Genomic DNA, 24,151 nt, shown 5'->3' with positions numbered 1-24,151 from the left:
TACAATAGTGAACGCAAGCAATGGAACCTAAAAAAAATGACTCCGGAGCAATACCGGAGCCATCTGATCGCCGCATAAAAGACGACGCACTTTTTATTAAACTGTCCGAAAAACAGGGCTCAGTTCACAAGTGACATGGACCTTTTATGTGAGTACGAGCGATTCATCGAGCGTGATCTCCATGAGAAGGCGGGGCTGTTCGTCTGGACCTGGTCGAGCAAGGCCCGACTCGAGTCTCGATCATTTAATGCATTGAGTCCTTGGAGCAATTGTACTTCTTGATAGCGCGACCACATTTGAACTCCCCCCCACCTACGCTACGCTTAGAGGTGAGGGATTCCTGAGTTATCCGACCCAGCGGCCGAAACCTGATCAGGCTAGCCCCGTCGTCCCGACGGTTGAAGAGGCCAGGATGCGTTCGGCCTCTCGTTTGAGGTTCAGTCCTGCGTTGACATCGCGGTCGTGGTGGACGCCGCAGTTCGGGCACGTCCACTTACGCAAGGCGAGATGTTTCACGTCTTTGTGTTGATGGCCGCAACCTGAGCAGAGCTGGCTCGAGGCGAACGTCTTCCCGACCTTGACGACGGTCTTTCCGTACCAGTCGGCCTTGTATTCGAGCATGCGGAAGAACGCCGACCAACTGACGTCGGCGATAGACTTGCTCAATTTGCGGTCCTGCTGCATGTCCTTCACCTGCAGCGTCTCGATCCCGATGACGTCGTGGTTTTTGACGATCTCGGTCGACACCTTATGCAGGAAGTCTTCCCGTTTGTTCGCGATCCTCTCATGGATACGCGCGACCTTGCGCTTCTGCTTCTGGTAGTTCTTCGCCTCAGACAATTTCACTTTCTTGTTCAGGGCGATGAGCCGACGCCGGGACAGCTTGCGCTGCTCGCGGGCGAGCTTCTCCTCTAACGTGCGGAAGTAACGGTCGTTTTTGTACACCGTGCCGTCGGACAGGATGGCAAAGTGCTTCAACCCGACGTCGACGCCGACAGAGGAGCCGGTCTGTGGGAGCGGCTCGATGTCCTGCTCGGTCTTCAGGGAGACGAAGTACTTGCCCGTCGCGTTCCGGCGGATCGTGGCGCTGAGGATGCGGCCCTCGACCTTCCGTGAGTTGGCGAACCGGACCCATTTCAGCTTCGGCAGTTTGAGCCGGTCCCCGATGATCGAGACCTCTGGCTGTTGCGACTTGCCCTGGATGTTCGTCGTGTACGACTGGACAGGGTTGCGCTTCGACTTGAAGCGCGGGTGCCCGTTCTGTTTCGTGCGGAGCCGGTCGTAGCCGTCGGCCAGGTGCTTCAACGACCACTGCAGGGCCGTGCTGTCCACCTCTTTCAGCCACGTGAGCTCCTCTTTCATGGACGGCAATACCTCGGAGCACGCGCCGTAGGTCAGTCCTGTACCGCTTGCCTGATAGGTCTCATCCGACTTCGCGAGGAAATGGTTGAAGACGAAGCGGGCGCAACCGAGCGTCTTGATGATCAGGACTTCCTGTTCCTTGGTCGGATAGATCCGAAATCTGTATCCTTTATGTGTCGACACGCCGTTCACCCCCTCTAGGTATTTATACCCAGAAAAGGTCGTGGCGATTCATCGCCCACTTTCGCTAGGGCTTCGCCCTCGTCGCTTTGAAGTGGGCGTATTCTCGCCTATTTTTGATAAATAGTTCCTCCTACAATAAACATCCACTCTGTTCATCGTCAAAATGTGGACGACTTGAAGCAAAGTCGGTAATAAACAAGTCGATTTCGTGGAAACGGATAGCGCTTTCGCTATAATGAAAGACGAATCGATAAAAATAGAGGTGAGACGAATGAAACAAAATCAAGCATTGGTCGTTGGGACGCTCATCGCGGTCGCACTCATCGCGGTCGTGGTCGTTCTCTTGAACCGCCCGGCCGAGCAGGCAGAGACGGCAGCGCCGGCTACGAGCGAGCACGTGCCGACGGACGGGCAACCGACGCTCGGGGAAGCGGACGCACCGGTCTCGATCGTCGAGTTTGGGGACTACAAATGTCCGTCTTGTAAACAATGGGGCGAGACGATCTATCCGCAACTAAAGGCGGACTATGTCGATACGGGCGACGCGAGCTTCAGCTATATCAACGTCTTGTTCCACGGACAAGAGTCGATTTTGGCGTCACTCGCTTCAGAATCGGTCTATAAGCAAGACCCGGATGCGTTCTGGGACTTTCATAAGGCACTCTATGACGCGCAACCGGCGAGCCAGCAGCACGACGAGGCATGGGTCACGATCGAGCGATTGAAGCAGATCGCAGGCGAGACGACGTCGGTCGACATGGCGAAGTTTGAAGACGACTTGAGTGAAAACTCGAGCGTGCTCGAACAGGTGAGTCTAGATGACGGACTCGTCAAAGAATACGGGGTCCAGTTCACGCCGTCGATCATGATCAACGGCGTCATGCTAGAAGACCCGTTCGACTATAAGGCGATTGAACGGTTGATTGAACAAGGGGCGCCATGAATCAGTCGTTCCTGAGCCGCTACGGCTTGTATCTCGCTTGGCTCGTCGCGCTCACGGCGACGCTCGGCAGTTTATACTTCAGTGAGATCCGCGAGTTCGTCCCGTGCGAACTGTGCTGGGTCCAACGTATCTTTATGTACCCACTCGTCTTCGTGCTCGGTATGGCTGTATTCACGAACGATCGTCAAGTGAAGAAATATGTATTACCGCTAGCAATCGTCGGCGGTATGATTTCACTTTACCATTATCTCGTGCAAAAAGTACCCGGTTTTGCCGACATCAAACCGTGTGTCGAAGGCGTGCCGTGTAACGTGCAGTACATCAACTGGTTCGGCTTCGTGACGATCCCGTTCCTCGCGCTCACGGCGTTCACACTCATCACGCTATTATTGCTCAACACAAAAACGGACAAGTAAGGGGATGGAACGTTTGAAAAAATGGATGCTGATCGGGCTTATGAGTTTACTCACTGTGCTCGCCGCTTGCGGCAATGAGATCGAAGACCCGCTCAACTGGGAGATCGAATCGTTCGACTATATGAACCAGGACGAGGAGATGGTCAGTCTCGACGACTTGAAAGGGAAAGTGTGGATGGCCGACTTCGTGTTCACGAACTGTGAGACCGTCTGTCCGCCGATGACGTACAACATGACGAAGTTGAATGAAGCGCTCATCGAAGAAGGCGTCGAGGACGTCCAGTTCGTGTCGTTCAGCGTCGACCCGACCGTCGACACACCGGATAAGATTAAACAGTTCATGTCCGGGTACGACTTGGCGCAAGCCGACTGGCAGTTCTTGACCGGCTATTCGCAAGACGAGATCGAGGCGTTCGCGCAACAGAACTTCAAGGCGCTCGTCCGCAAGCCCGACGAAGGCACGCAAGTCGATCACGCGACATGGTTCTATCTCGTCGACCAAGACGGGAAAATCATCAAGGCGTACCAAGGGTTCCAAGACGTGCCGATCGAGGAGATCGTCAACGATATTAAAATTTTACAGAAATCTTGAGGGCGACGCGATGTCGTCCTTTTTTGCGTATTTAAAAACAGGGGAATCCGGCATGTTGCCGTATAATAAACAGTAGAGGAGAGGATATTTTTGAAAAAAACACTACTCGTTTCATTGATGGGTTTGGCTGCTGTGACGGGTACGGCGCTCACACAATATAAACCGCTCGGCCGCAAGCCAAAAGCGCTCCAGTCGCCGAATCTTGTCAACGGCAAGTTCCGCAATCAGCTTGAGACACCGATGCGGTTTTCAAGCGATGACATGATCTCGATGTCGAAAGAATTTTTAAATCCGGACTCGCTCCGGAAGCCGAGCGTGCGGTTGCCGGTCGTCCCGATCGACTTCACCGAGACACTCGGCTCGAGCTTCACCCGCATCTATTGGCTCGGCCATTCGGCGATGCTCGTTCAAATGGACGGCAAGACGATGCTCGTCGACCCGATGTTCGGCCGGAGCCCGTCACCGCTCCCGTTCGCGAAGAATGAACGGTTCAGCGAGGACTTGCCGTTCGAGCTCGACGATTTGCCGCCGATCGACGTCGTCTTGCTGACGCATGACCATTACGACCATTTGGACTATGCGACGATTCAAGCGATCAAAGACAAAGTCGCCATGTTCATCGTCCCACTCGGTGTCGGTAGCCATTTGAAGCGTTGGGGCGTCGGGGCCGAACGCATTATCGAACGGGATTGGGGCGACACGTATCAGTTCGGGACGTGGACGTTCGTCTGTGCGCCGGCCCGTCACTTCTCGGGTCGTGCCCTCACCGACCGCAATGCGACGCTTTGGGCGTCATGGGTCGTCATCGGTGAGACGGATCGATTGTTCTTTAGCGGCGACGGCGGTTACGGTCCTCACTTTAAAGACATCGGGGACGAGTACGGACCGTTCGACTTCGCGGCACTCGAATGCGGGCAATACGATGAGCGTTGGCCGGATGTGCACATGCAGCCACGAGAGACGGCTCAGGCGTTCCGCGACATACGGGCTGATAAGATATTGCCGATCCATTGGGGCGCGTTCACGCTATCGTTCCACGCCTGGTACGACCCGGCCGAGCAGTTGACACAGTTGTTGCCGCGAGAACACGTACTCACTCCAATCATCGGGGAACGGATCACGCTCGACGGTCGCAACGACACAAACACGTGGTGGCGCGACATCGAGGACATGAACAAGCGATGACCGAATTCGGTCAGCGCTTGTTTTGTTAGGACGAGATCCGTTCGGTCTCGTCCGTTTCGATATAAAGCTTGTGTTTCCGCGTATAGACGAGGAAGGAAGCGGTCATCGCGATCGAACTTACCCCGAACAAGACGACCATGAGCTGCAGACCGATCAAGTCGAGGAAGAAGCCGGTGACGAGCAACACGACTTGGAAGACGATGCGGTCGAGCATGTTCCGGAACGAGAAGAAGCGCCCGTGATAGTCTTTCGGCATCCGCGTCTGGAAAATCGTCACGGCGGTCGGGAAGAAACAGCCGACCGAGAAGCCGAACAAGACGAACGCCGCGATCGAGACGGCCGGGATGTCGGCGAAGTACAGCATGAGCTGGGCGACCCCGATCAAAAACGAGAACGTGAACAAGATCGAGAACACGGAGAACTTCTCGCCGATCCGTTTGATGACGAACGCGCCGACCATGAAGGCAATCCCTTCCGCCGTATAAATCCAGCCTTTGATCGCGGTCGAGTCTTGCAGCTCGCTAATGTTGATGACGAGCAGGTTGAACCCACCGATGAAGAGGAGCGGGATGAGCGTCATGACGAGCGTCATGAAGATGACCGGGATCGACTTGATGATTGGGAAGACGTCCTTGAATCCGCCGGACGACTTCGTATCGACTTTCCGAGCGGACGGTGTCGTCGTCTCGTCGATGTTCAAGAACCACGTCGCGACGGCGAGCAGCAAGTAGGCGACGAGCGAGAGCGCGTAGACGTCCCGCAGCGAGACGAGCGTGAGCAAGATGCCGGCGATGGCCGTCCCGATGACCCGGGACAGCGTGGAGACGTTCATATGGACCCCGTTCAAACGGTGTCGTCGTCTCGTCGATGTTCAAGAACCACGTCGCGACGGCGAGCAGCAAGTAGGCGACGAGCGAGAGCGCGTAGACGTCCCGCAGCGAGACGAGCGTGAGCAAGATGCCGGCGATGGCCGTCCCGATGACCCGGGACAGCGTGGAGACGTTCATATGGACCCCGTTCAAGGCGAGCAGCTCGCGTTCCTTGACGATGAGCGGGATCGCTGCCTGAAGCGCCGGGAAGTAAAACGCGGCCGACCCTTGCAAGAAGACGAGGAAGACGACCATCCAAAGCACGCTTCCCGTCTCGATGGCGACGAACATGAAGAGAACGCTGAGCGCCCGGACGATGCTCGAGATGAGCATGATTTTCTTTTTCGAGCCCTGGTCGGTGAGCCGACCGGCGAGCGGTCCGATGGCGACGCCGGCGAGCAGCCCCCCGGCGAGGATGAGCGCCTTGACGAAGTCGGACGGGACTTTCTCCTGCATGAACTCCAAGTTGCCGATGATGCCGAGCCAAAGCCCGAGACCGGCGACGAACTCTCCGGTCAAGATGATCCAGACGTTCCGATTTTTCCACATATGTTAAGTCCTCGATTTTTATCAGTTAATAATAATTATGCTTGAGAATGATTCATTAAGCCACAAAAAAGAAGCCGAAGATTCGGCTTCTACTCCCATTCATTAATTCATGCGAACTGATTATATAAACACTCTGATTTCGTAATACAATGTGTATGAAGGAGGGTGATTGTATGGGAACGATATCTGTGCGACTCAATGAGGAAGACGAACTTCTCATTAGAGAGTATGCGAAAACAAAAAATCTTACCCTCTCTATGCTTGTTCGGGAAGCTGTCCTAGAACGAATAGAAGATGAATTAGACATAGTGCTTTATTATGAAGTAATGAGTGCACATCAAGAACATTCTGAAGCAATTTCATTCGAGGCCATGCTAAAGGATTTGCAAACTTAGATTAAATCTAAAAAAGCATTCGTCCGTATTCAGACGAATGCTTCTCTGTCGTTCTTTTGAAGTCAAATATCGCAGTTATCGTCCGTGCACGTCGCACCGCCCGAGAGCACTTGAAGTGTCGGTGCCGATTCGGCCCACGTCTTCTCGAGTACTTGTGTGAACGCCTCGGTCGGTTGGGCGCCTGAGACGCCATACTTCCCGTCGAAGACGAAGAACGGGACGCCGGTGATGCCGAGATCGCTCGCGCGTTTCTCTTCAGCGCGGACGTCTTCCATGTATACGTCTGAAGCGAGTACGTCTTTCACGGCGTCAGCATCGAGCCCGACGCTTGTCGCGATCGATACGAGTACGTCGTGGTCGCCGATATGTTTCGCCTCGACGAAGTACGCTTTGAGGAGCGCTTCCGACAGTTCCTTCTCTTTACCGACCGTCTTCGCATAGTGCGTCAACCGGTGCGAATCGAGCGTGCCGGTGACGACCATGTTGTCAAAGTCATAGTCGAGTCCGACTGATTGAGCTTGAGCGGCGACTTGGGCCGTCGTCGTTTTTGCCTGCTCGAGCGGCATGCTGTATTTCTTCGCGAGCACTTCATAAATCGAACGTGAATCGGTCGTCGGGGCGTTCGGGTCGAGTTCGAAGCTCTTGAACTCCACTTCGACCTTGTCCGCGTGTGGGAACTGTTCGAGCGCTTCTTCTAGACGGCGCTTACCGATATAACAGAACGGACAGACGTAATCTGACCAAACTTCAATTTTCATAGTGAATCCCTCCTACAGTCAGTGTAGGATGTCTTGAAATTGAAGTAAATGAATGTGCTCACAAAAAAAGCCCTCACGAGGAGGACTTAAAAGACGTACCAGAACACGCAGACGAAGTGGGCGAAGCTTCCGAACAAGATGAACAAGTGGAACACCTCGTGGAAGCCCCAACCGCGCCAGTTGACGAACTTCGGCTTGAAGCCGTAGATGAGACCGCCGACCGTGTACATGAAGCCTCCGAGCAAGAGCCAAAAGATGCCGCCGTTGCCGATCACGCTATGGAGCGGTCCGATGAAGAAGACCGACAGCCAGCCCATGCCGATGTAGAGAGCAGTTGACAAGAAGCGTGGGGCGTGGAACCAGACGAGTTTGAAGATGATGCCGAACAAGGCGAGGACGTGGACGATACCGAACAGCACCCAGCGCATCGGGCTTTCGAGCGCGAGCAGTGTGAGCGGGGCGTATGTCCCGGCGATCAAGGCGTAAATCATCGCATGATCGATTCGTCGGAAGAACGCGATGACTTTCGGCGAGGCGATGATGCTGTGGTACAAGCCAGACGATAAGTAAAGAAAGACGAGACTGATTCCGAACAAAATCGCCGCCATGATGGCGAGCGGTGAGCCGAGCAGTGACGCTTTCACTGTCATCGCGATCAAGGCGATGAAGGCGAGTACCGCTCCGGCGAGATGGGTCAGCGCGTTAATAGGTTCCCGAAAAATCGAATTCATGCAAAAACACTCCTTATGACGTCATGTAGTATCCATAACTACATGATAAGCGGTATGGGCAAGAAGAACAAGGTTTTTGTTTCGACAAACGACGATTGTCCGTATACTGAAAGTGAGGTGATTCGATGAAACCGAACGAGATTGTACGGACGGAAGGCACGCTCCCGAAAGTGGTATTGCCGACGATCGACTTATATATGGACCAAGTCATCCAACTGTTCGAGCAACATTACGGCAAGATGAAACGTAATGAAGACGAGACGATCTTGACGAAGACGATGATCAACAACTACGCCAAAGGCAAGTTGTTCCATCCCGTCAAAAACAAGAAGTACACGAACGAGCATTTGATGCTACTAAGCCTGATTTACGAGATGAAAGGGCTGTTGTCGATCAACGACATCAAAGAGACGCTCCGGCCGCTGAATGAATCGGACGAGGCGTTCTCGCTCGAAGACTTTTATGACGCCTATCAAGCTCAGAAAGAACAAAACTTGCAGGCGTTCGAGACGCAAGCCGAGACGCTGCTCGCGAACGTGAAAGCGACTGAAGCGAGTGAAATCCAACAGTCGCTCGCCATTGCCTCGGCCGTGCATATGAGCCACTTGTACCAACGGCTCGCCGAACGGTTGATCGACGAAAGTAAATAAAAATGTCCCCTAGACTCCGTTTGTAGTCTAGGGGACATTTTGTCATTTTAGATGTTCGCGTTCGAAGCGCTCACCTTTGTTGTACATTTTAACGACGAGAAGTGGTGCTAAATAACTGATGGTCACAAGAATGAAAAGCGTCCACAAGAGATTATAATCTAACATTAGACGCTCATACGTGAACGACAAAAACAAAATGACGGTGATATGAACTAACGGGTGGAGGTTCCTGAGCAAGGCGTTGAGCACACTACTGATGAACACAGTCAAAATCACGAGCATGAACAAGAAAAACGCAATCAACAACCACATGTAGTCCATACGTCACCACCAAGTTAATTATTGATGTACTTCTCGAACACGTCACCGAAATCTTTCCGGTTCCATTCGTGATAGTGGCCTTGGAGCCAGTCGAACGATTGTTGCGACAAGTCTTTAAACGTCGTCGCGACGTTCATGTCCCCTTGACGGAGGCCGCTCAGAACTGACACGGAATGCGTGAGCGACGCGTTGGCGAACTCGAGCATTTTCCGGCCTTCACGCTGTTTATCGGCGATGGCGAGGAGTGATTTGTACAAGTCTTTGACGTGCTCGATTTGCTTTTTGTTCACGTCAATCGAGTATGGCTTGTCGCCGATCGTGAACTTGATCTCGACGTCTAAGTCGACCGTACCGGCCGTCTCGAACATGACGTGTTGGAGCGGATGTTGCGCGTACGGATAACGATACAAGACGCGCTTCGAACTGATGGCGCTCGCGCCGTCGAGATGGATCATCGCGAGGTTCGTGAAGCAGTACTCGTCCGATTTCGACTTGATCAAGAAGTAAATCTTCTCGTTGTCCTCATGTAAGACGTAATCGTCGGCATCGGCCTTGTCGAAGTCTTTCGGGTCGATGACTTCACCGATATCGCTAAAGCCTGTCAAATCAGAAGCTAGTTTTTTGAACATGTACAGTCTCTCCTCAGTAGTGGATTTTGTGCATCTCGACCGGGTCGGACCCGGTCCGCTCGTTCCGGTTGAGTCCGTCGATCGCTGCCATGTCTTCTTTCGTCAACGTGAAGTCGAATACCTGTATGTTTTCACGGATCCGACTCGGTGTGACCGATTTTGGGATGACGGCGACACCGTTTTGAAGATGCCAGCGCAAGATGACTTGGGCCGGGGACTTGCCGTACTTGCTCGCGATGTCGACGATCGTCGCATCCTCGAGCGCCTCACGACCTTTCATGAGCGGACTCCACGCTTGGATCTGGATGTCATAACGCTTGCAATACGCAATCAATTCTTTTTGGGACAAGTATGGGTGGATCTCAACTTGATTCACCGCCGGTACGATCGCGCACGATTGGATGATCTGTTCGAGGTGTTGAATCTCGAAGTTCGAGACGCCGATGGCCCGTACTTTGCCTTCCTCATACAATTGCTCGAGCGCTTTGTACGTTTCAACGAACTTACCGAAGCGCGGCATCGGCCAATGGATCAAGAACAAGTCGACATAGTCGAGGCCGAGTCGGTCGAGGCTGTCTTGAAACGCCTGGAGCGCCTCGTCGTAGCCGTGAAACTCGTTCCACAGCTTCGTCGTCACGAAGATGTCTTCGCGCGGGACGCTCGACTCGCGGATCGCCTGCCCGACGCTCTCTTCGTTCTGATAGATGGCGGCCGTGTCGATCAACCGGTAGCCGGCGTCGAGTGCCGCCTTGACCGTGTCGACCGTGACCGTCCCGTCTTCAACTTTGTACACGCCGAGACCGAGCATCGGCAGTTTCACATCATTATTGAGTGTTGTCCATTCCATAATTTGATTCCCTCCCTCTCACATCTAACGTTACCGAAAATCACGACAAAGTGAAAGTGAAACCTACAGCCGAATGCTTTCTCCGTGCGCCTTGACCACGATTTGATCGCGTTCGAGTTTGGCTGCGGCGACGAGGCGGTCATACGGCTCCTCGACCGGCTCGTATGATAAGACGAACGTGTCCCAGTGCATCGGGAAGAACCGTTTTGCTCCGCTCTGTTTGAACATCGTCCACGCTTGCTCCGGGGTGCAGTGCGCTTCCTGGAACGAGTCCGGTTGATACGCACCGATCGGGAAGAAGGCGAGGTCGATCGGTTCTTTGTTCGCGAGCCCGTTGAACGCTTCGGTGTACGCCGTGTCGCCGGCGAACAGCATACGGACGCCTTTATATTTCAAGACGTAGCCGTTATAGCCCATGTGTTTGTCCCACGGGAAGCGGTTGCCCCAATGCGCGACCGGGATCGCTTGGACGTTAAGTCCGTTCGCGAGTGTCAACTTGTCGTGGGGATGCATCTCGAGCGTCTGTAGGCTCGGATAGTGACGCAACAGTTTGCTCGTCCCCGGTGCCGAGATGACGACCGTGTCACGGGTGATGAGCCGCTTCAAACTTTTATGGTCGAAGTGGTCCATATGGGCGTGGCTGAGCAAGATGACGTCGACGTGACCGATCTCTTCGATCGAGAGGGCAGGGGCGGTATGCCGTTTCATGCCGAACGTGACGGGACCGACGTGGACACCGATCCGTTTTGAGAATACCGGGTCGGTCAAAATTTTGAGGCCGTACCAATGGATGAGCACGGTCGAGTGGCCGATCCACGTGGCGCTCACGCTCGTCTCGTCGAAAATGGACAAGTCCGGTTTGATCGGCGCCTCTTTAAAGTCAGGACGCGGTAACCGTTGTTTCAGTCGTGTATAAAAGAACGTGCCGACGCTTGCCAAGACAGCGCTCGGGACGAGTAAGTTGCGTAATTTCATGTGAGTCACCTCGTTATATAGGATAGTTTCATCTTAACGCTGACGACTAAGACGTGCATCCGCCCATAGGCGTAGAAACGATGGGAGATTGTGGGTTTGACGATTGCGAATCCGCTTACATTTTGGTAAGGTGGCAGTAGATTAGGAAAGGAAGGTACCGCGTGCTATGAAAAAGTCACACTCACTCAACTGATGAAACGAATCATCACTGTTCGTCTGAACAGTCACGGGTGAAGTGTGTCCAATCTCAAGCTACGGGGTGACCCTTTTTTCCGCTTGACCGGAGATCTTCACACCATCGCTTTCTAGCGAATGGTGTTTTTTGTTTCATCGCGTAGCGGACTAATAAGCGAGGTGAGACAACTATGTTATCTGTACATCAAGTCCGGTTCGACTACGACCAGCAACCGCTATTTGACAGCGTCTCGTTCGACGTGTCAACAGGCGAACGGGCCGTCTTGTTCGGCCAAAACGGGTCAGGGAAGACGACGTTGTTCAAATTGCTCGTCGGTGAACTGATCCCTCAGGCCGGTCGAATCGAAGTAGCAGGAAAAGTCGGTGTCGTCGAACAGACCGTGTTCGTTGGGGATGGGACGACGCTCGCGTACGTCATGAAAGGTGACGGCGAACGGTTCCGTTTGTACGAAGAAGTCACATCAGGCGACACGGAGCGCGTGCTTGCGGTGTATGACGAGGCGATGGCGTGTGACGCTTTTGGACTCGAGGCCGAGGCAAACCAAGCGTTGAAACGAATCGGCATGGACGAAATGGGATTAAGACGGCTTTCTGACTTGAGCGGCGGCGAACAGACGCGGGCACAATTGGCCCGGCTTATGATGTGTCACGTCGACGTCGTCTTGCTCGACGAGCCGACGAATCATCTCGACGTCGACTCGATCGACTGGCTGACGCGCTGGGTGCGTGAGTTTCCGGGCACGGTGCTCGCCATCTCCCACGACCGCCAGTTCATCGATGACGTCGCAACGGTCATCCTTGAACTGAGTGACGGCGAGGTCGTCCGCTATCCGGGCAACTATAGCGCCTATAAGCAGCAAAAAGCCGAGGAACGGGTGCGTGACGAGCGGGCCCACGCGCGCTATGTGGCGCGCAAGTCGGAACTGCTCGATATGATCGCCCAGTACAAAGGCTGGCACTTGAAGGCGAAAGCGACGGCGAGCGTCCGCAGTCCCGGTGCCCAGAAAGGAGCGGCGAACCTTGCCGTCAAGATGAAAGCAAGGGAACGAAAACTCGACCAGCTCGAACAAGGGCGTCCCGACAAACCGAAAGACGCGGCTCGCGTTTCGGTCCGCTTCCAAGCGGAACCGCTTGAGGCAAAGACATGGATCACGGTCGAGAACGTCGCGTTCGGATATGACGAGCCGTTGTTCGAGCATCTTTCGTTCACGTTCAATCGGGGCGACCGTCTGTCGATCGTCGGACCGAACGGGAGCGGCAAGACGACGCTGTTGAAGCTGCTTTTAGGGCAGCTTGAGCCAAACGAGGGTGCTGTGCATCGCCATCCGAAACTGAAAATCGGCTACTTCTCACAGACGCTCGAGCGGTTGCCCGAGGATGGGACGCTGCTTGACGCACTATTATCCGCGAGCGACATTCCGGAGACGGAAGCGCGGACGCTCCTGGCCCATTTCTTGTTCCGTCGTGACGACGTCTATAAACCGATGCGTGAGGCGAGCATGGGCGAGAAGTGTCGGATCGCATTCCTCATCCTTTATTTCTCGGACGCAGACATGCTCGCGCTCGATGAACCGACGAACTATTTAGACGTCGCGACACGCGAACAGATCGAGGCGGCCTTATCGATCTACCGGGGCGGTCTCATCCTCATCTCGCACGACCGGACGTTCCATCAGCTGACGGACCGGACGATCGAGCTCGGCGAGACGGTGCGGATTTTAGAAACTGGACAAGACACGCCCCCCATCGACGTCGAAGCGACGATTCAGACGCTCGAGGCGCTGACGAGCGACGAACAAAAATTTGTCGACGAGGCAGGAAACGTGAAGCCGTTTGACGAATCGGAACAAATGAGACGAAACGAGTAGGAGTGGAGAATAATGAAGGAAGAAGTTCGGTCATCACGGGCCGCGTCAAGGAAACGAAAACGGTTGTTACGGTTAGCGACGGCGGTCTTGTTGATCGCTTCATTGATCGGTGTCATCGCGTTCGCGGCGTACATCGATTCGCAAAAGCAGACGGCGCTGCCTGAGTCGGACAATATCTCGACAAAAGAAGTCGATAGCGGGACAGAGGCGGAACCTGAAGAGGAAGCGACTGAAGAAGAGCCGAGTGAGAACGTCGTCTACATCGCGACACCGTACACGAAAGTGTATGCCGATGATCGTGTGACCGTTCTATATGAGGCGGATCTTGGAGACCGGTTCGAACGGCTCGAAGCGGTCAGTGGATTCGTCAAACTTCAGTTGAACGAGCGGACGACCGGATGGGTGACGGAAGCGCGTGTGACCGAGGAAGCGACTAGCGTCTCGGACGATGAGGTGAAACAGGCGTGGCAAACGGTCGTGCCGACGGCTTCAGCGTCTGCCTTGGACTGGCTCGGACAAGACGTAGCGACGGTCCGGTCGACACTCGGGGCACCGGCGTCCGTCCAGCGCGACCAAGTGAACGAGTACCACTTTTATAACGGCTTCTTTTTAATGGTGCGTGACCAACGAGTGAAAGCGATCGATTGGGACCGTCAGACGGCCGTGACGCCTGAACTTGAGGCGTCGAGCGCCCAAAGTGCGGGCAGCTGGTATGACGGGGAGACGCTTCAATTGAAGCTGTTCCCGTATAACGGGGTCATGCGGGTCCGAATCGAACAAAAATAAGTGCTGGCGTCGAGAGGGTGCATCCTGTCGGCGCTTCTTTTCTCCCTATCATTCAAACGAACATTTGAATGATAGGGAGAAAAGGGATATAATGAAAGGAGAGAGGAGCGATGACGCATGGAACAACATGATCATGGCCACGAAGGCCACCACCACACAACGAATCAACGAGCATTACTGCTAGCATTTCTGTTGATCGTCACGTTCATGGTCGTCGAAGTCATCGGCGGTCTGTGGACGAACAGCCTAGCGCTCTTATCGGATGCGGGGCACATGCTCGGCGACGCGGCAGCGCTCGGGCTCAGTTTCTTGGCGGTCCGGTTCGGCGCCCGGAAGGCGACACCGAACCAGACGTTCGGGTACCGCCGCTTTGAGATTTTGGCGGCGTTCGTCAACGGATTGACGCTCCTTGTCATCTCAGGTTATATCATCATCGAGGCGTATAAGCGCTTGTTCGCGCCACCAGAGATTTTAAGCGGCGGCATGCTCGCCATCGCCGTCATCGGGTTGCTCGTCAACGTGCTCGCGGCGTGGATCTTGATGCGCGGCGAGCGGGACAACTTGAACGTCCGAAGCGCGCTCCTGCACGTGTTCGGAGACTTGCTCGGATCGGTCGGGGCCATCACAGCGGCGCTGCTCATTCTAATGTTCGGGTGGACGCTCGCTGATCCAATCGCCAGTATGTTCGTCGCACTCCTCATCTTGGTGAGCGGGTACCGCGTGACCCGGGACGCCGTCCATATTTTGATGGAAGGGGCGCCTGACAAAGTCGACGTCGTGGCGATGCAGCGTGACCTTGCGACCGTCGAAGGGGTCAAAGAAGTGCATGACCTCCACGTCTGGTCGATCACGTCTGAGGAGTACGCCGTCACGTGCCACGTGTTGATCGATAAAACGACAGATGATCAACGCGTGCTGCACGATGTGACGGAGCGGATGAAGCAGTACGGGTCGTTCGGTCGTTCGACCGTTCAAATCGAACGAGAGACGGCACACTGCGAGGAACGAACGATCTGGTAAACGCACGAGCGGTCCCTGACAAGAGTCGGGGACCGCTTTTGTTATGGTTTCAGGACGACTTTGACGCAGTCGTCTGCAAACATAAAATAGGGACTCACAAAGGAGTCCCGGTGCCCGCGATGTCGATGACGACGATCTCGGGTGGATTGAAGATACGCGGTACGCTGACTGTGTAGTTGAAGCCGCGGCCGATGATATGGGTGAACGAATCGTGTTCATACAGGCCACCCGCATATTTTGGGAAGAAGCCTTGGTCAGGCGCGTAAAGCCCGTTCAACAGATAAGGGATACGGACCTGGCCGCCATGGGCGTGGCCCGACAAGACGAGGTCAAACGGAAGCTCGGCGTACGTCTCGACTTGTTCCGCCCGGTGGGACAAGAGCAGGCTGAACGTGTCGTCCGTTTCGACGTCGTCAAGTGCCGTCAAGACGTCTTGCTCCCAGTTCCCGTATATGTTTTCGGCGTACGTGCGAAGCGGGTCCTCGACGCCGCCGATGATGAGCTCGACCCCGTTGACCGTCACGGTCTCGGCTTCGTTCTCGAGCACGATCACACCAAACGAACGAAACACGTCTTTGACGTCGTGCCGGACGAAATCACTTGATTCATCAATTTCATGGTTGCCGGTGACGAAATACATCGGGGCGATCCCTTGTAGCCCTTCGATCAGTTCGAAAGCGGCGTCTGGTGAGCGGTATCGGTCGAGCAAATCACCGGGAAGCGCGATCAAGTCAGGTTGCTGCTCACGAACTTTCTCAATCAGATTTTTTTGGTCCTCGCCATACGAATAGCCGTGCAAATCCGAGAGGAGGATGACGCGTAACGATTGACCAGTTTCGAGCTTATCGGTCGTCAGCTCGTACTCTCTAATCGTCAGCCCGTTGTAAAGAGCGGCGAACAGAAAGACGACCACGATGGCGAACGTGATGTACTTTCGTTTTCCTTTTAGCATCGTGTCCCTCCTCGGTCGGATGTTTGTCTCTTCATTCTACTCTGTTAATAGGTATGGACGCAAAAAAAAGCCCGCTCATATTGGAGCGGGCGGGAGATTAGGCGACGTTTGTCGTCAATTTGACGTCGACGTTGCCGCGTGTCGCTTTCGAGTACGGGCACACTTGGTGCGCTGCTTCGACGAGACGCTCAGCAGTTGCTTGGTCGACACCTTTGATTTCGACTTCGAGCTCGACCGAGATGAAGAAACCTTCGTCGTTCTGGTTGAGTGTGACGTGGCCAGTGACGCTCGTGCCATCTGTCTTGACGCGCTCTTTACCGATGACGAGGTTCAACGCGCTGCCAAAGCAAGCTGCGTATCCGGCTGCGAACAATTGCTCAGGGTTCGTCGACTCTTCTGCTTGTTTCGCTCCTGGCATCGCGACGCTCAAGTCGATGACGCCGTCCGTAGATGTGACGCGACCTTCGCGGCCACCGAGAGCTGTTGCTGAAGCTGTGAATAGTGGTTTCATAATTTAATTCCTCCGTTTCGTTTTTAACAATTAAGTTGTGCACAATCTAATTATAGGGCAGTCAAACAGATATTCAAGTGATATGCTTGACCTAAGACTTTAGCCGGAGGAATTTATATGAAAAGTTCGTTAACATTAGAGCATCAGATTTGCTTTCAGCTCTACACCGCCTCAAAAGAATTGACACGTTTGTATCGGCCGATCTTAGCGCCGCTCAAACTCACATATAGCCAGTATTTGGTCATGCTCGTTTTATGGGAAGAAGATCACATCGATTTGAAACAGCTCGGGGAACGGTTAACGCTTGATTCGGGTACGCTGTCACCGCTCATCAAACGGTTGACCCAGCTCGGGTATGTGGAGAAAGTTCGGGCGACCGAGGATGAGCGCCGGGTGTTGGTGTCGCTCACTGCGTCGGGCAGCGCACTGCGTGAGCGGGCCGAGGACGTGCCAGTCAAAGTGAGTGGTATGCTAAATATAGACGAAGCGACTTATTTCGCTTATATGGAGATGCTTATCGATATCAAATCGCGTCTGCGTGAATTCGGTGAGCAACAGGGCTAGGTTCTCACGAAAGGAGACGATATGTTTCGTAAACTGTTTATTCTATTGATCGGGATTGGTCTATATACGGCTTGGAACTATGAGGTGCCGAACGTATCGGCGCCGACGAGCGTCCAGGTGAAGTCGACGGAAGTGGTGGAAGAGGGCGTCGCGACCGACGCCCCGCAGTTCGCGAGCCAATATACCGGTCACGACTGGTATTTGCTCGAGAAAAATGGCGACCGGACGCTTGAGCTCGTCGACGAGGATGGTGCCAAAAAAGGGCAATACCAATTCGAGTCGGGCAGTACGTTCGAAGGGCTCGTCCTTGATCAGACGACACGACAACAAGTCGAGAACATCGGCTTCGACGAAGTGAAGTCTTATGATAAAGGGTTGAAACGTTACTTGATCCCGGACGATCCTTCGTTCTCGGTCTATGCGATGAACGGCAATTACGTCACGATGTTCTTTGACCAACATGACGAAGACAAGCTGAAAGGCATCCTTTCGGTTGAACGGAGCGTCGAGGAGTCGAGCGCCGGGTATTATGGAGACGTCTCGGCCGAGAGCATCGAGTCCAACGAGACGCTCATGCGTATGCTCATGAACTGGGACCGTCAAAAGTTTGGGTTATCCGCACTCGCTGACTATGAGCCGCTGCTCCCGGTCGTCCGGGCGCATAGTGAGAACATGGCAGTGAACAACTTCTTCAGCCACATCGACCCCGAAGGACGCGACCCGTTCGAACGGATGAATGAGGCCGGACTTGCCTACTCGCTCGCCGGGGAGAACTTGGCGATGGGGCAGATGAGCGTCTTTCACGCTCACTGGGGGCTGATGAACTCGCTCGGTCACCGCGAGAATATCTTGAAGCGGGACTTCACGCACGCCTCGGTCGGCCTCGTCTATAATGACGACAACAGCCCGTTCTATACGATCAACTTCATCACGCCGCGATAAAAGGATGGTCTGCCCTAGAGGGGCGGACCATCCTTTTTAGCGGTCAGAGCAGGCGTTTCACCGCTCGCTCGATCTCGTCCGGTGTCGTCTGCGGTGAGAACCGTTCGATGACGTTGCCTTTCCGGTCGACGAGGAACTTCGTGAAGTTCCATTTGATCGCTTTCGAGCCGAGCAGGCCAGGTGCTTCTTTCGATAAGTATTGGAAGAGCGGGTGGGCGTCTTTGCCGTTGACGTCGACTTTCGAGAACATCGGGAACGTCACGCCGTAGTTCAATTGACAGAACTCGCTGATCTCTTCGTTCGAGCCCGGGTCTTGGTTGCCGAACTGGTTGCACGGGAAGCCAAGAATATGGAAACCTTGACCTTGATAGCGCTCAAATAGCTTTTCAAGGCCGTCTAATTGAGGTGTGAAGCCGCACTTGCTCGCCGTGTTGACGATCAAGAGGACGTCCCCCTCGTATTTGGATAAAGGCTGTAGCTTGCCGCTCATGTCGGCTGCTTCGTACTGATAGATCATCATCTGATTCCCCCTTTTTTATGTTCATTATAGCAAGCCGTTCGATCGCGAACGACTTTGAAGCGGTTGTCCGCAATCAAATTGTCACGAAACGATGAGGTCGCTGTTACAATGAAATCAAACGGAACCCGTATAATGAATCGGTGTAGAAAGGAAAGGTGTTATGTACATATTGAAAAATGAATTCATTTGGATCGCGTTGATCCTGATCGGCTTGTTCGTCTCGAGTGCGACGCCGTACTCAGACCAAAGCATTGTCTCACCGCTCGATCGCTTCGATTGGACGTGGGCCGAACCAATCCTCTCGACTGTCGACTTCGACTACGCCGGCAGCCCGGTTTCGCTCGAAGACAAAGGAAGCGCCGGCTTGATCGAATTCCTCATTCGGAAAGCGGCACACTTCACGGTCTTCTTTGCCTTAGGTGCGTTGTTCGTCAAAGCCGTGTCGCGGACGAGACTGAACGCGTGGCTCGTGTTGTTGTTCGCTTGGGCGCTCGCGAACACGGTCGCCATCTTTGATGAGTTTCATCAGAGTCTGACCCCGGAACGCACCCCGCTCATTCAAGATGTCGTATTAGACAGCTTCGGCGCTTGTTGTGGCGTCCTGCTCTTCGGTGGCTATTATCTGTTCGTCAGAAAGCGTAACAAACACCAACGGAGAGGTTATGTATCGGTCAGGTAGATAAAAAAATAGTATAGGTCATTATTTGAAAAGCGCTTTCATAAAGCGTTTTTCTTTTTTACTAAATTCATATTTTGTGACAATTTGTTGATTGAGCCCGTTAAATACCCACGTTTTAGCGAGGATAAAACCTAAATCAGGTCAATGTAACGCGAATGAAATATAAGTGTAAAATAACTTTGGGTTTAGATTGCTATAATGAGTCACAGGGCGAGACGGATTCTCGCAAAACTATACAGAACTCATTCATCTATTATTCTATAGAAATTCACACGACTCAGCGGAGGTAAGCACATTGATTAACTTGAAGAAACTTGCAGCAACCGTCACTTTAGGCGCTCTTCTAATCAGCGGCACGACACCTGGTTTTGCAGCGTCACTTACAGACAAGCAAAAAAAGGTCCAACAGCAGCAACAAAAGAATAGCACTGAGCAGAGCAAAGCGAACTCTTCGATCCAATCACGCGAAAAAGCGATCAGCAAAGAGCAGCAAGAAATCAATAAGCTAGACGCTGAACTCCAAGACGTCATCAACGACGTCGCACAAAAGAAAGCTGAGATCCGTGCTACGCAAGAAAAAATTGCCGCGCTTGAAAAACAAATCAAGCAGTATGAAGCAAAAATGAAAGCACAAGAAGAACTTATGAAAGAGCGCATGGCAACGATGCAAAAGAACGGCGGCGGGTCGATCGACTGGGCTGAGTTCATCTTCGGATCAAAAGACTTCGGTGATTTGCTTACTCGTATGATCACAGCAGGTACGATTCAAGAGAACGACAAGCAAATTTTTGAAGAGTACCAAGCGACGAAAGAAAAGCTTGCGACAGCACAGGCTGAATTGAAAGCCGAGCGCGACGCTCTCGTTAAACAAAAGCAAGAACTTGAAGCACGTAAAACAGCACTCGATAAGAAAATGAAAGAGCGGGCGGCTAAAGTCAAGAAGCTCAACGCTGAGAAAATCAAGTTCGAATCGAAATTGATGAGTTTGAAAGAAATGGAATCAACGCTCCAAGCACAAGAAGCTTCAATCAAGGCAGAAATCGAAGCACAACGTCGTGCGGCTGAAGAAGCGAAACGTAAAGCGGCTGCGGAAGCGGCGGCAGCTGCAGCAGCAGCGAAACAACAAAAGCAACAAGGTTCGTCAAGCAAGCCGAGCGCGTCAGCGGCAACACCTGTAGCGGCGGCACCGGCAAGCGGCGGCATGTTCCAACGCCCTGCTAGCGGCCGTCTCACACAACCTTTTGGACCTGCAAGTGGTGTGAACGGTTATACGTTCCACAACGGTCTTGATATCGCGGCACCGGTCGGCACACCGATCTATGCAGCGCAAACAGGTACGGTCACGACGGCAGGATGGGGCGGCGCCTACGGGAACCACATCATCATCACGCACGTCTTGAACGGACAAGTTTGGACGACGGTCTACGCTCACTTGAGCTCGGTGTCGGTATCGGCTGGCCAACGTGTCTCGCAAGGTCAGAACATCGGCGGCATGGGTAGCACAGGTAACTCGACTGGTTCGCACTTGCACTTCGAGATTCACCGTGGCGGTTACTCGTACTCGTCTTCGAGCGCGGGCAGCACGGTCAACCCAGCTTCATTCTTCTAAACGTATACAAAAAGTGATCGACGAACGCGTCGATCACTTTTTTATTGCCTGATAAGCGATAAACGTCAGCAAGGCGGCCCCGATGACGCTCAGCAAGAGCGTGTCGAGATTCGGGTCGGCGAAGACGCTCATGCCACCGACGATCAGCATGTAGGCAACGATCGAGCCGACGAAGACGGTCGACACGACCGAACGGACTCGTTTCGGGATTTGCTTCCACCAGTTCCTCATAAAAATCGCCTCCACCTATTAGTATAGGGGAGGCGGGATGATTCATCTAGCGAGCCGGATCCACGAAGATTCCATGATCGGCCGGTAGCCGACTTCTTGATAAATCTTGTTTGACGTCGGGTTGGTCAAATCGGTGTAGAGCGTGCAGAACGATTTCGTTTCGAGCAATCGGCGACTGAGCACGGCGACGAGACTGCGGGCGTATCCGTTTCCGCGTTTCGCGGGAGCTGTGTAAACGAAAGACACCGTGATGCCATTCAACGTCGGGCGGGAGCGCTTTGCGCACGAAACGGGTGTGCCGTCGACTTCCCAGATGAAGGCGTCGTCGTTATCAATCATTGAAGTGACGACAGCGACCATTCTTTCGTCATGTGATGGTTCTAGTCCCGAATCTTGTTCAAAGGCACGGTACCACGTCTCTAAAAGAGGTTGGTCGGACTTGGTCGCCTGGCGCATCGACCCGCCGGCCAGAACGATGTCGTTGACGCGGTCTAATCGATAGAGCCCTTGCGACATGAACGTCGACGTTGCTCCATTCGTCCGTCCCTCCCACATGGCACCGAACGTCTCGGCATGAACTTTTTCCGACACCCTTTCTGTATATGTATGAAAAACGGGCAAACCGTGAGGCCTGCCCGTTGTCTAGCTCGTAACTCGTTAAGCGATGTCTTCGCGCGCTTTCGCGTCGTCGAGCAAGTTCGTGTTGCGTTTGAAGTAATGGACGATTTTGGCGATGGCGCCGTCACCTGTGACGTTCGTCGCCGTACCGAAGCTGTCTTGCGCCAAGTAGAGCGCGATGACGAGGCTTTGCATCGTCGCATCGAATCCGAGGATCGACCCGAACAATCCGAGTGATGCCATGACGGCCCCACCAGGAACACCTGGCGCCGCGATCATCGTCACGCCGAGGGCGAGGATGAACGGGAGGACGATCGCGTATGACATCGGCATGCCGTTCAAGTACATGAGGGCGACACCGACTGATGTGAGCGTGATCGTCGAGCCTGATAAGTGGATCGTCGCGCAGAGCGGGACGACGAAGTTGGCGACGCCTTCATCGACTTTGTTCAATTTTGCCTGACGAAGCGTGACCGGGATCGTCGCGGCTGACGACTGTGTGCCGATAGCTGTGAAGTAAGCTGGCATCATCGTCTTGAGCAGTTTGAACGGATTCTCTTTATTGAGCCCGCCTGCGATTGAATATTGAATCATGAGCATCGTCGCGTGAAGGACGATGATCGTGACGAAGACGAGCGAGAACACCGACAAAATCTCGGCAACTTGGCCGGCGTACGTCATGTTCATGAAAATTCCGGCGATGTGGATCGGCAAAAATGGAATGATGACTTTACTAATGAGTAGTTCGATAATATCGCGGAAGTCCATGGCGAGGTCGAGTGAGCGTTTGCTCTCGATCGCGGCGATCCCGATTCCGATGACGAACGCGAGAATGAGCGCCGTCATGACACCGAATACCGGTGGAATCTCAAACTCCATGAAACCTTTCAAGAGTGCTTCTTCTGGGTTTTCAGCTGATGCCGTGCTGCGTGCTAAGATCTGCGGGAATAGGTTGCTCGTCGCGAAGTAGGCGAGTGTACCGGCAACGATCGTCGATAAGTAAGCAATCGCGGCCGTCAAGCCGACTAGTTTCCCGGCGCCTTTTCCAAGTTCCCCGATACCTGGAATGATGAAGGCGAGAATGATGAGCGGGATGGCGAAGCCTAAGAATTGTCCGAAGACCGTGTTGAACGTGACGAACGTCCGTACAATCCAGTTCTGGCTTTCTGGTACGATGCTACCGACTAATATCCCGAAAGCGATAGCGATGATGATGCGGCCTAGAAGACCAATCCTTAATTTCAAATAAATCATCCTTTCTAAATGTTTGAATTGTTGCTATTTTCGCACATTTCCCTGCGTGTTGCCAGCCTATCTTCGAATTTTACTGAAGATTGACGTTTGACAACTTCTGAACAGGGTATCACAAAATGTTAGCGGGAAAAAGGAAGGGGTCTTCTCCTTTTCCTAATATACAAACGATGTTATGATTAATTTTGAACAGACGTAAAGGAGGGGTGACACGTGCAGGTACAACGAACAACGATTCACATTGCGGGGCAAGACTATACGATTGTTAGCGAGGAGTCAGCCGATCATGTGAGGGAAGTGGGCTTTCTCGTCGATAGTAAGATCCGCGAGATTCGTGAACAGTCCCCTCAGCTAGACGCTCGTCAGGCAGCGGTCCTCGCCGCCATCCAGATTGCGAGCGATCACGTCAAAACTAAACGAAATACGGGAGAATAAATCAATCCATGGTTACTTTACTTATACTGTTTTTCTTGTTTATCGGGATCATTAACGGCTTCCGCCGTGGAGCGATCCTCCAGCTCGGCCATTGGGTCGCGCTCATCATCAGTTTCTTTGTCGCCAACGCCTATTACCGGGATCTCGCCGAAGCGTTCAAGCTTTGGATTCCATATCCGTCACAACTTGACGGGACGTTACCGGGCGGTGTGCTCGACTTGAACTCACTGTCAGGCATCGAGATGATATTCTATAACGTTTTCTGGTTCGTCATCTTGTTCCTGATCACGAAGCTCGTCTTGCATCTCATCTTGTCGATGCTCGATTTCTTGACGGACTTGCCGATCTTGCGCCAATTGAAAGGCATCATCGGTGCCGTGCTCGGATTCTTCGAGTCATACGTCATCACGTTCTTCATCCTTTGGGTGATCGCGTTCGTCCCGATGGCGGGCGTCCAAAATGCGGTCGACAACTCGTCGCTCGCGACGTTCATCATCCAGGACACGCCATACCTATCTGACTGGTTCTCGAATAAGATGCTGTGACACGACAGGCCGGAATGCAA

General features: G+C 53.4%; 29 protein-coding genes and 1 pseudogene. 15 read left to right on the top strand and 15 right to left on the bottom strand.

From position 1 onward, the window contains the following. Positions 1-372: 372 nt before the first annotated feature. A complete protein-coding gene (gene tnpB / locus EVJ32_RS06230; protein ID WP_131457536.1) occupies positions 373-1,545 on the bottom strand; it encodes an IS200/IS605 family element RNA-guided endonuclease TnpB in 1,173 nt (390 codons plus the stop codon). 271 nt (positions 1,546-1,816) lie between these two features. On the opposite strand from tnpB, the gene EVJ32_RS06225 reads away from it, so the two are divergent. From EVJ32_RS06225 to EVJ32_RS06210, 4 genes are all read left to right on the top strand, one after another. Then, the gene (locus EVJ32_RS06225; RefSeq protein ID WP_131457534.1) at positions 1,817-2,488 is read left to right on the top strand and encodes a DsbA family protein; all 672 of its coding nucleotides are present in this window, start codon (positions 1,817-1,819) and stop codon (positions 2,486-2,488) included. Next, the gene (locus tag EVJ32_RS06220; protein WP_131457532.1) at positions 2,485-2,904 is read left to right on the top strand and encodes a disulfide oxidoreductase; all 420 of its coding nucleotides are present in this window, start codon (positions 2,485-2,487) and stop codon (positions 2,902-2,904) included. The genes EVJ32_RS06225 and EVJ32_RS06220 overlap by 4 nt, the downstream gene beginning before the upstream one ends. A 4-nt stretch (positions 2,905-2,908) precedes the next feature. After that, entirely contained in the window at positions 2,909-3,496 is a 588-nt protein-coding gene (locus tag EVJ32_RS06215; RefSeq protein ID WP_131457530.1) for an SCO family protein, read from the top strand. Between the two features lie 90 nt (positions 3,497-3,586). Continuing rightward, complete coding sequence (locus EVJ32_RS06210; protein ID WP_236639491.1) at positions 3,587-4,681, top strand: MBL fold metallo-hydrolase; 1,095 nt, start codon at positions 3,587-3,589, stop codon at positions 4,679-4,681. Between the two features lie 25 nt (positions 4,682-4,706). Here the strand turns inward: EVJ32_RS06210 and EVJ32_RS16575 are convergent, their stop codons facing one another. Further along, positions 4,707-5,513 (bottom strand): MFS transporter, encoded by an 807-nt coding sequence (locus tag EVJ32_RS16575; RefSeq protein WP_483297342.1) that lies wholly within the window; start codon positions 5,511-5,513, stop codon positions 4,707-4,709. Between the two features lie 28 nt (positions 5,514-5,541). Next, a pseudogene (locus EVJ32_RS16570) lies at positions 5,542-6,099 on the bottom strand (MFS transporter); the annotation flags it as partial. A gap of 173 nt (positions 6,100-6,272) precedes the next feature. On the opposite strand from EVJ32_RS16570, the gene relB reads away from it, so the two are divergent. Further along, a complete protein-coding gene (relB, locus tag EVJ32_RS06195; RefSeq protein WP_131457528.1) occupies positions 6,273-6,494 on the top strand; it encodes a type II toxin-antitoxin system RelB family antitoxin in 222 nt (73 codons plus the stop codon). A gap of 62 nt (positions 6,495-6,556) precedes the next feature. Here relB and EVJ32_RS06190 read toward each other — a convergent pair whose 3' ends face one another. Both EVJ32_RS06190 and trhA read right to left on the bottom strand, forming a co-directional pair. Continuing rightward, positions 6,557-7,252 carry a DsbA family oxidoreductase gene (locus EVJ32_RS06190; protein ID WP_131457526.1) on the bottom strand — a complete coding sequence of 232 codons (696 nt, stop codon included), beginning with the start codon at positions 7,250-7,252 and terminating at the stop codon, positions 6,557-6,559. A gap of 86 nt (positions 7,253-7,338) precedes the next feature. Next, on the bottom strand, positions 7,339-7,983 hold the full coding sequence (gene trhA, locus EVJ32_RS06185; RefSeq protein ID WP_070327786.1) for a PAQR family membrane homeostasis protein TrhA: 645 nt from the start codon (positions 7,981-7,983) through the stop codon (positions 7,339-7,341). 125 nt (positions 7,984-8,108) lie between these two features. On the opposite strand from trhA, the gene EVJ32_RS06180 reads away from it, so the two are divergent. Further along, complete coding sequence (locus EVJ32_RS06180) at positions 8,109-8,633, top strand: DUF1836 domain-containing protein (protein WP_131457524.1); 525 nt, start codon at positions 8,109-8,111, stop codon at positions 8,631-8,633. A gap of 42 nt (positions 8,634-8,675) precedes the next feature. Here EVJ32_RS06180 and EVJ32_RS06175 read toward each other — a convergent pair whose 3' ends face one another. The 4 genes from EVJ32_RS06175 to EVJ32_RS06160 all read right to left on the bottom strand — a co-directional run bounded on the left by EVJ32_RS06175 (position 8,676) and on the right by EVJ32_RS06160 (position 11,405). Next, positions 8,676-8,954 carry a hypothetical protein gene (locus EVJ32_RS06175; protein ID WP_131457522.1) on the bottom strand — a complete coding sequence of 93 codons (279 nt, stop codon included), beginning with the start codon at positions 8,952-8,954 and terminating at the stop codon, positions 8,676-8,678. 14 nt (positions 8,955-8,968) lie between these two features. After that, a complete protein-coding gene (locus EVJ32_RS06170; protein ID WP_131457520.1) occupies positions 8,969-9,583 on the bottom strand; it encodes a PH domain-containing protein in 615 nt (204 codons plus the stop codon). A gap of 13 nt (positions 9,584-9,596) precedes the next feature. Next, entirely contained in the window at positions 9,597-10,430 is an 834-nt protein-coding gene (locus tag EVJ32_RS06165) for an aldo/keto reductase (protein ID WP_131457518.1), read from the bottom strand. A gap of 63 nt (positions 10,431-10,493) precedes the next feature. Further along, positions 10,494-11,405, bottom strand: coding sequence for an MBL fold metallo-hydrolase (locus EVJ32_RS06160; protein ID WP_131457516.1), 912 nt, complete (start codon positions 11,403-11,405; stop codon positions 10,494-10,496). Positions 11,406-11,770: 365 nt separating this feature from the next. Here EVJ32_RS06160 and abc-f point away from each other — a divergent pair, with 365 nt between their 5' ends. The 3 genes from abc-f to EVJ32_RS06145 all read left to right on the top strand — a co-directional run bounded on the left by abc-f (position 11,771) and on the right by EVJ32_RS06145 (position 15,274). Beyond that, positions 11,771-13,468 (top strand): ribosomal protection-like ABC-F family protein, encoded by a 1,698-nt coding sequence (gene abc-f, locus EVJ32_RS06155; protein WP_131457514.1) that lies wholly within the window; start codon positions 11,771-11,773, stop codon positions 13,466-13,468. Positions 13,469-13,480: 12 nt separating this feature from the next. Then, positions 13,481-14,254, top strand: a complete 774-nt coding sequence (locus tag EVJ32_RS06150) for a hypothetical protein (RefSeq protein ID WP_131457512.1) — start codon at positions 13,481-13,483, stop codon at positions 14,252-14,254. A 117-nt stretch (positions 14,255-14,371) separates the two neighbouring features. Continuing rightward, positions 14,372-15,274 carry a cation diffusion facilitator family transporter gene (locus tag EVJ32_RS06145; protein WP_131457510.1) on the top strand — a complete coding sequence of 301 codons (903 nt, stop codon included), beginning with the start codon at positions 14,372-14,374 and terminating at the stop codon, positions 15,272-15,274. A gap of 94 nt (positions 15,275-15,368) precedes the next feature. On the opposite strand, the gene EVJ32_RS06140 is transcribed toward EVJ32_RS06145, so the two are convergent. Both EVJ32_RS06140 and EVJ32_RS06135 read right to left on the bottom strand, forming a co-directional pair. Next, positions 15,369-16,226: a metallophosphoesterase gene (locus tag EVJ32_RS06140; RefSeq protein ID WP_131457508.1), complete on the bottom strand. Its 858-nt coding sequence runs from the start codon at positions 16,224-16,226 to the stop codon at positions 15,369-15,371. A 97-nt stretch (positions 16,227-16,323) separates the two neighbouring features. Further along, positions 16,324-16,737: an organic hydroperoxide resistance protein gene (locus tag EVJ32_RS06135; RefSeq protein WP_131457506.1), complete on the bottom strand. Its 414-nt coding sequence runs from the start codon at positions 16,735-16,737 to the stop codon at positions 16,324-16,326. Positions 16,738-16,854: 117 nt separating this feature from the next. Here EVJ32_RS06135 and EVJ32_RS06130 point away from each other — a divergent pair, with 117 nt between their 5' ends. Both EVJ32_RS06130 and EVJ32_RS06125 read left to right on the top strand, forming a co-directional pair. Next, a complete protein-coding gene (locus EVJ32_RS06130; RefSeq protein WP_131457504.1) occupies positions 16,855-17,301 on the top strand; it encodes a MarR family winged helix-turn-helix transcriptional regulator in 447 nt (148 codons plus the stop codon). A 21-nt stretch (positions 17,302-17,322) separates the two neighbouring features. After that, positions 17,323-18,243, top strand: a complete 921-nt coding sequence (locus EVJ32_RS06125) for a CAP domain-containing protein (RefSeq protein WP_131457502.1) — start codon at positions 17,323-17,325, stop codon at positions 18,241-18,243. Positions 18,244-18,286: 43 nt separating this feature from the next. On the opposite strand, the gene EVJ32_RS06120 is transcribed toward EVJ32_RS06125, so the two are convergent. Next, positions 18,287-18,763 carry a glutathione peroxidase gene (locus EVJ32_RS06120; RefSeq protein ID WP_070327773.1) on the bottom strand — a complete coding sequence of 159 codons (477 nt, stop codon included), beginning with the start codon at positions 18,761-18,763 and terminating at the stop codon, positions 18,287-18,289. 160 nt (positions 18,764-18,923) lie between these two features. Between EVJ32_RS06120 and EVJ32_RS06115 the strand changes: the two genes are divergently transcribed. Both EVJ32_RS06115 and EVJ32_RS06110 read left to right on the top strand, forming a co-directional pair. Beyond that, positions 18,924-19,442 carry a VanZ family protein gene (locus EVJ32_RS06115; RefSeq protein ID WP_131457500.1) on the top strand — a complete coding sequence of 173 codons (519 nt, stop codon included), beginning with the start codon at positions 18,924-18,926 and terminating at the stop codon, positions 19,440-19,442. A 295-nt stretch (positions 19,443-19,737) separates the two neighbouring features. Continuing rightward, positions 19,738-21,051: a murein hydrolase activator EnvC family protein gene (locus EVJ32_RS06110; RefSeq protein WP_131457498.1), complete on the top strand. Its 1,314-nt coding sequence runs from the start codon at positions 19,738-19,740 to the stop codon at positions 21,049-21,051. 33 nt (positions 21,052-21,084) lie between these two features. Here the strand turns inward: EVJ32_RS06110 and EVJ32_RS06105 are convergent, their stop codons facing one another. From EVJ32_RS06105 to EVJ32_RS06095, 3 genes are all read right to left on the bottom strand, one after another. Continuing rightward, positions 21,085-21,282, bottom strand: coding sequence for a hypothetical protein (locus EVJ32_RS06105; RefSeq protein WP_236634136.1), 198 nt, complete (start codon positions 21,280-21,282; stop codon positions 21,085-21,087). 42 nt (positions 21,283-21,324) lie between these two features. Next, positions 21,325-21,873: a GNAT family N-acetyltransferase gene (locus EVJ32_RS06100; RefSeq protein ID WP_236639490.1), complete on the bottom strand. Its 549-nt coding sequence runs from the start codon at positions 21,871-21,873 to the stop codon at positions 21,325-21,327. Positions 21,874-21,939: 66 nt separating this feature from the next. After that, positions 21,940-23,154: a dicarboxylate/amino acid:cation symporter gene (locus EVJ32_RS06095; RefSeq protein ID WP_131457494.1), complete on the bottom strand. Its 1,215-nt coding sequence runs from the start codon at positions 23,152-23,154 to the stop codon at positions 21,940-21,942. Between the two features lie 210 nt (positions 23,155-23,364). Here EVJ32_RS06095 and zapA point away from each other — a divergent pair, with 210 nt between their 5' ends. Together zapA and EVJ32_RS06085 are read left to right on the top strand one after the other, a co-directional pair. Continuing rightward, a complete protein-coding gene (gene zapA / locus EVJ32_RS06090; RefSeq protein WP_016508139.1) occupies positions 23,365-23,586 on the top strand; it encodes a cell division protein ZapA in 222 nt (73 codons plus the stop codon). An 8-nt stretch (positions 23,587-23,594) separates the two neighbouring features. Further along, positions 23,595-24,131, top strand: a complete 537-nt coding sequence (locus EVJ32_RS06085) for a CvpA family protein (RefSeq protein WP_131457492.1) — start codon at positions 23,595-23,597, stop codon at positions 24,129-24,131. Positions 24,132-24,151: the final 20 nt, after the last annotated feature.

The sequence above is a fragment of the Exiguobacterium sp. SH5S4 genome, assembly GCF_004337045.1.
Taxonomy (GTDB): domain Bacteria; phylum Bacillota; class Bacilli; order Exiguobacteriales; family Exiguobacteriaceae; genus Exiguobacterium; species Exiguobacterium aurantiacum_A.
Note: the sequence above shows the minus strand (reverse complement) of the source record. Positions and strands in the feature narration are given on the sequence as shown.

What these genes read in the sequence shown, in the direction of transcription:
- EVJ32_RS06215 (WP_131457530.1), top strand. Translation starts at nt 2,909, where the DNA reads ATGGAACGTTTGAAAAAATGGATGCTGATCGGGCTTATGAGTTTACTC.
- EVJ32_RS06190 (WP_131457526.1), bottom strand. Translation starts at nt 7,252, where the DNA reads ATGAAAATTGAAGTTTGGTCAGATTACGTCTGTCCGTTCTGTTATATC.
- trhA (WP_070327786.1), bottom strand. Translation starts at nt 7,983, where the DNA reads ATGAATTCGATTTTTCGGGAACCTATTAACGCGCTGACCCATCTCGCC.
- EVJ32_RS06115 (WP_131457500.1), top strand. Translation starts at nt 18,924, where the DNA reads ATGTACATATTGAAAAATGAATTCATTTGGATCGCGTTGATCCTGATC.
- EVJ32_RS06125 (WP_131457502.1), top strand. Translation starts at nt 17,323, where the DNA reads ATGTTTCGTAAACTGTTTATTCTATTGATCGGGATTGGTCTATATACG.
- relB (WP_131457528.1), top strand. Translation starts at nt 6,273, where the DNA reads ATGGGAACGATATCTGTGCGACTCAATGAGGAAGACGAACTTCTCATT.
- abc-f (WP_131457514.1), top strand. Translation starts at nt 11,771, where the DNA reads ATGTTATCTGTACATCAAGTCCGGTTCGACTACGACCAGCAACCGCTA.
- EVJ32_RS16575 (WP_483297342.1), bottom strand. Translation starts at nt 5,513, where the DNA reads ATGAACGTCTCCACGCTGTCCCGGGTCATCGGGACGGCCATCGCCGGC.
- EVJ32_RS06145 (WP_131457510.1), top strand. Translation starts at nt 14,372, where the DNA reads ATGGAACAACATGATCATGGCCACGAAGGCCACCACCACACAACGAAT.
- EVJ32_RS06220 (WP_131457532.1), top strand. Translation starts at nt 2,485, where the DNA reads ATGAATCAGTCGTTCCTGAGCCGCTACGGCTTGTATCTCGCTTGGCTC.
- EVJ32_RS06150 (WP_131457512.1), top strand. Translation starts at nt 13,481, where the DNA reads ATGAAGGAAGAAGTTCGGTCATCACGGGCCGCGTCAAGGAAACGAAAA.
- EVJ32_RS06105 (WP_236634136.1), bottom strand. Translation starts at nt 21,282, where the DNA reads ATGAGGAACTGGTGGAAGCAAATCCCGAAACGAGTCCGTTCGGTCGTG.
- EVJ32_RS06130 (WP_131457504.1), top strand. Translation starts at nt 16,855, where the DNA reads ATGAAAAGTTCGTTAACATTAGAGCATCAGATTTGCTTTCAGCTCTAC.
- EVJ32_RS06170 (WP_131457520.1), bottom strand. Translation starts at nt 9,583, where the DNA reads ATGTTCAAAAAACTAGCTTCTGATTTGACAGGCTTTAGCGATATCGGT.
- EVJ32_RS06180 (WP_131457524.1), top strand. Translation starts at nt 8,109, where the DNA reads ATGAAACCGAACGAGATTGTACGGACGGAAGGCACGCTCCCGAAAGTG.
- EVJ32_RS06160 (WP_131457516.1), bottom strand. Translation starts at nt 11,405, where the DNA reads ATGAAATTACGCAACTTACTCGTCCCGAGCGCTGTCTTGGCAAGCGTC.
- EVJ32_RS06225 (WP_131457534.1), top strand. Translation starts at nt 1,817, where the DNA reads ATGAAACAAAATCAAGCATTGGTCGTTGGGACGCTCATCGCGGTCGCA.
- EVJ32_RS06140 (WP_131457508.1), bottom strand. Translation starts at nt 16,226, where the DNA reads ATGCTAAAAGGAAAACGAAAGTACATCACGTTCGCCATCGTGGTCGTC.
- EVJ32_RS06175 (WP_131457522.1), bottom strand. Translation starts at nt 8,954, where the DNA reads ATGGACTACATGTGGTTGTTGATTGCGTTTTTCTTGTTCATGCTCGTG.
- EVJ32_RS06085 (WP_131457492.1), top strand. Translation starts at nt 23,595, where the DNA reads ATGGTTACTTTACTTATACTGTTTTTCTTGTTTATCGGGATCATTAAC.
- EVJ32_RS06095 (WP_131457494.1), bottom strand. Translation starts at nt 23,154, where the DNA reads ATGATTTATTTGAAATTAAGGATTGGTCTTCTAGGCCGCATCATCATC.
- EVJ32_RS06165 (WP_131457518.1), bottom strand. Translation starts at nt 10,430, where the DNA reads ATGGAATGGACAACACTCAATAATGATGTGAAACTGCCGATGCTCGGT.
- EVJ32_RS06135 (WP_131457506.1), bottom strand. Translation starts at nt 16,737, where the DNA reads ATGAAACCACTATTCACAGCTTCAGCAACAGCTCTCGGTGGCCGCGAA.
- EVJ32_RS06120 (WP_070327773.1), bottom strand. Translation starts at nt 18,763, where the DNA reads ATGATGATCTATCAGTACGAAGCAGCCGACATGAGCGGCAAGCTACAG.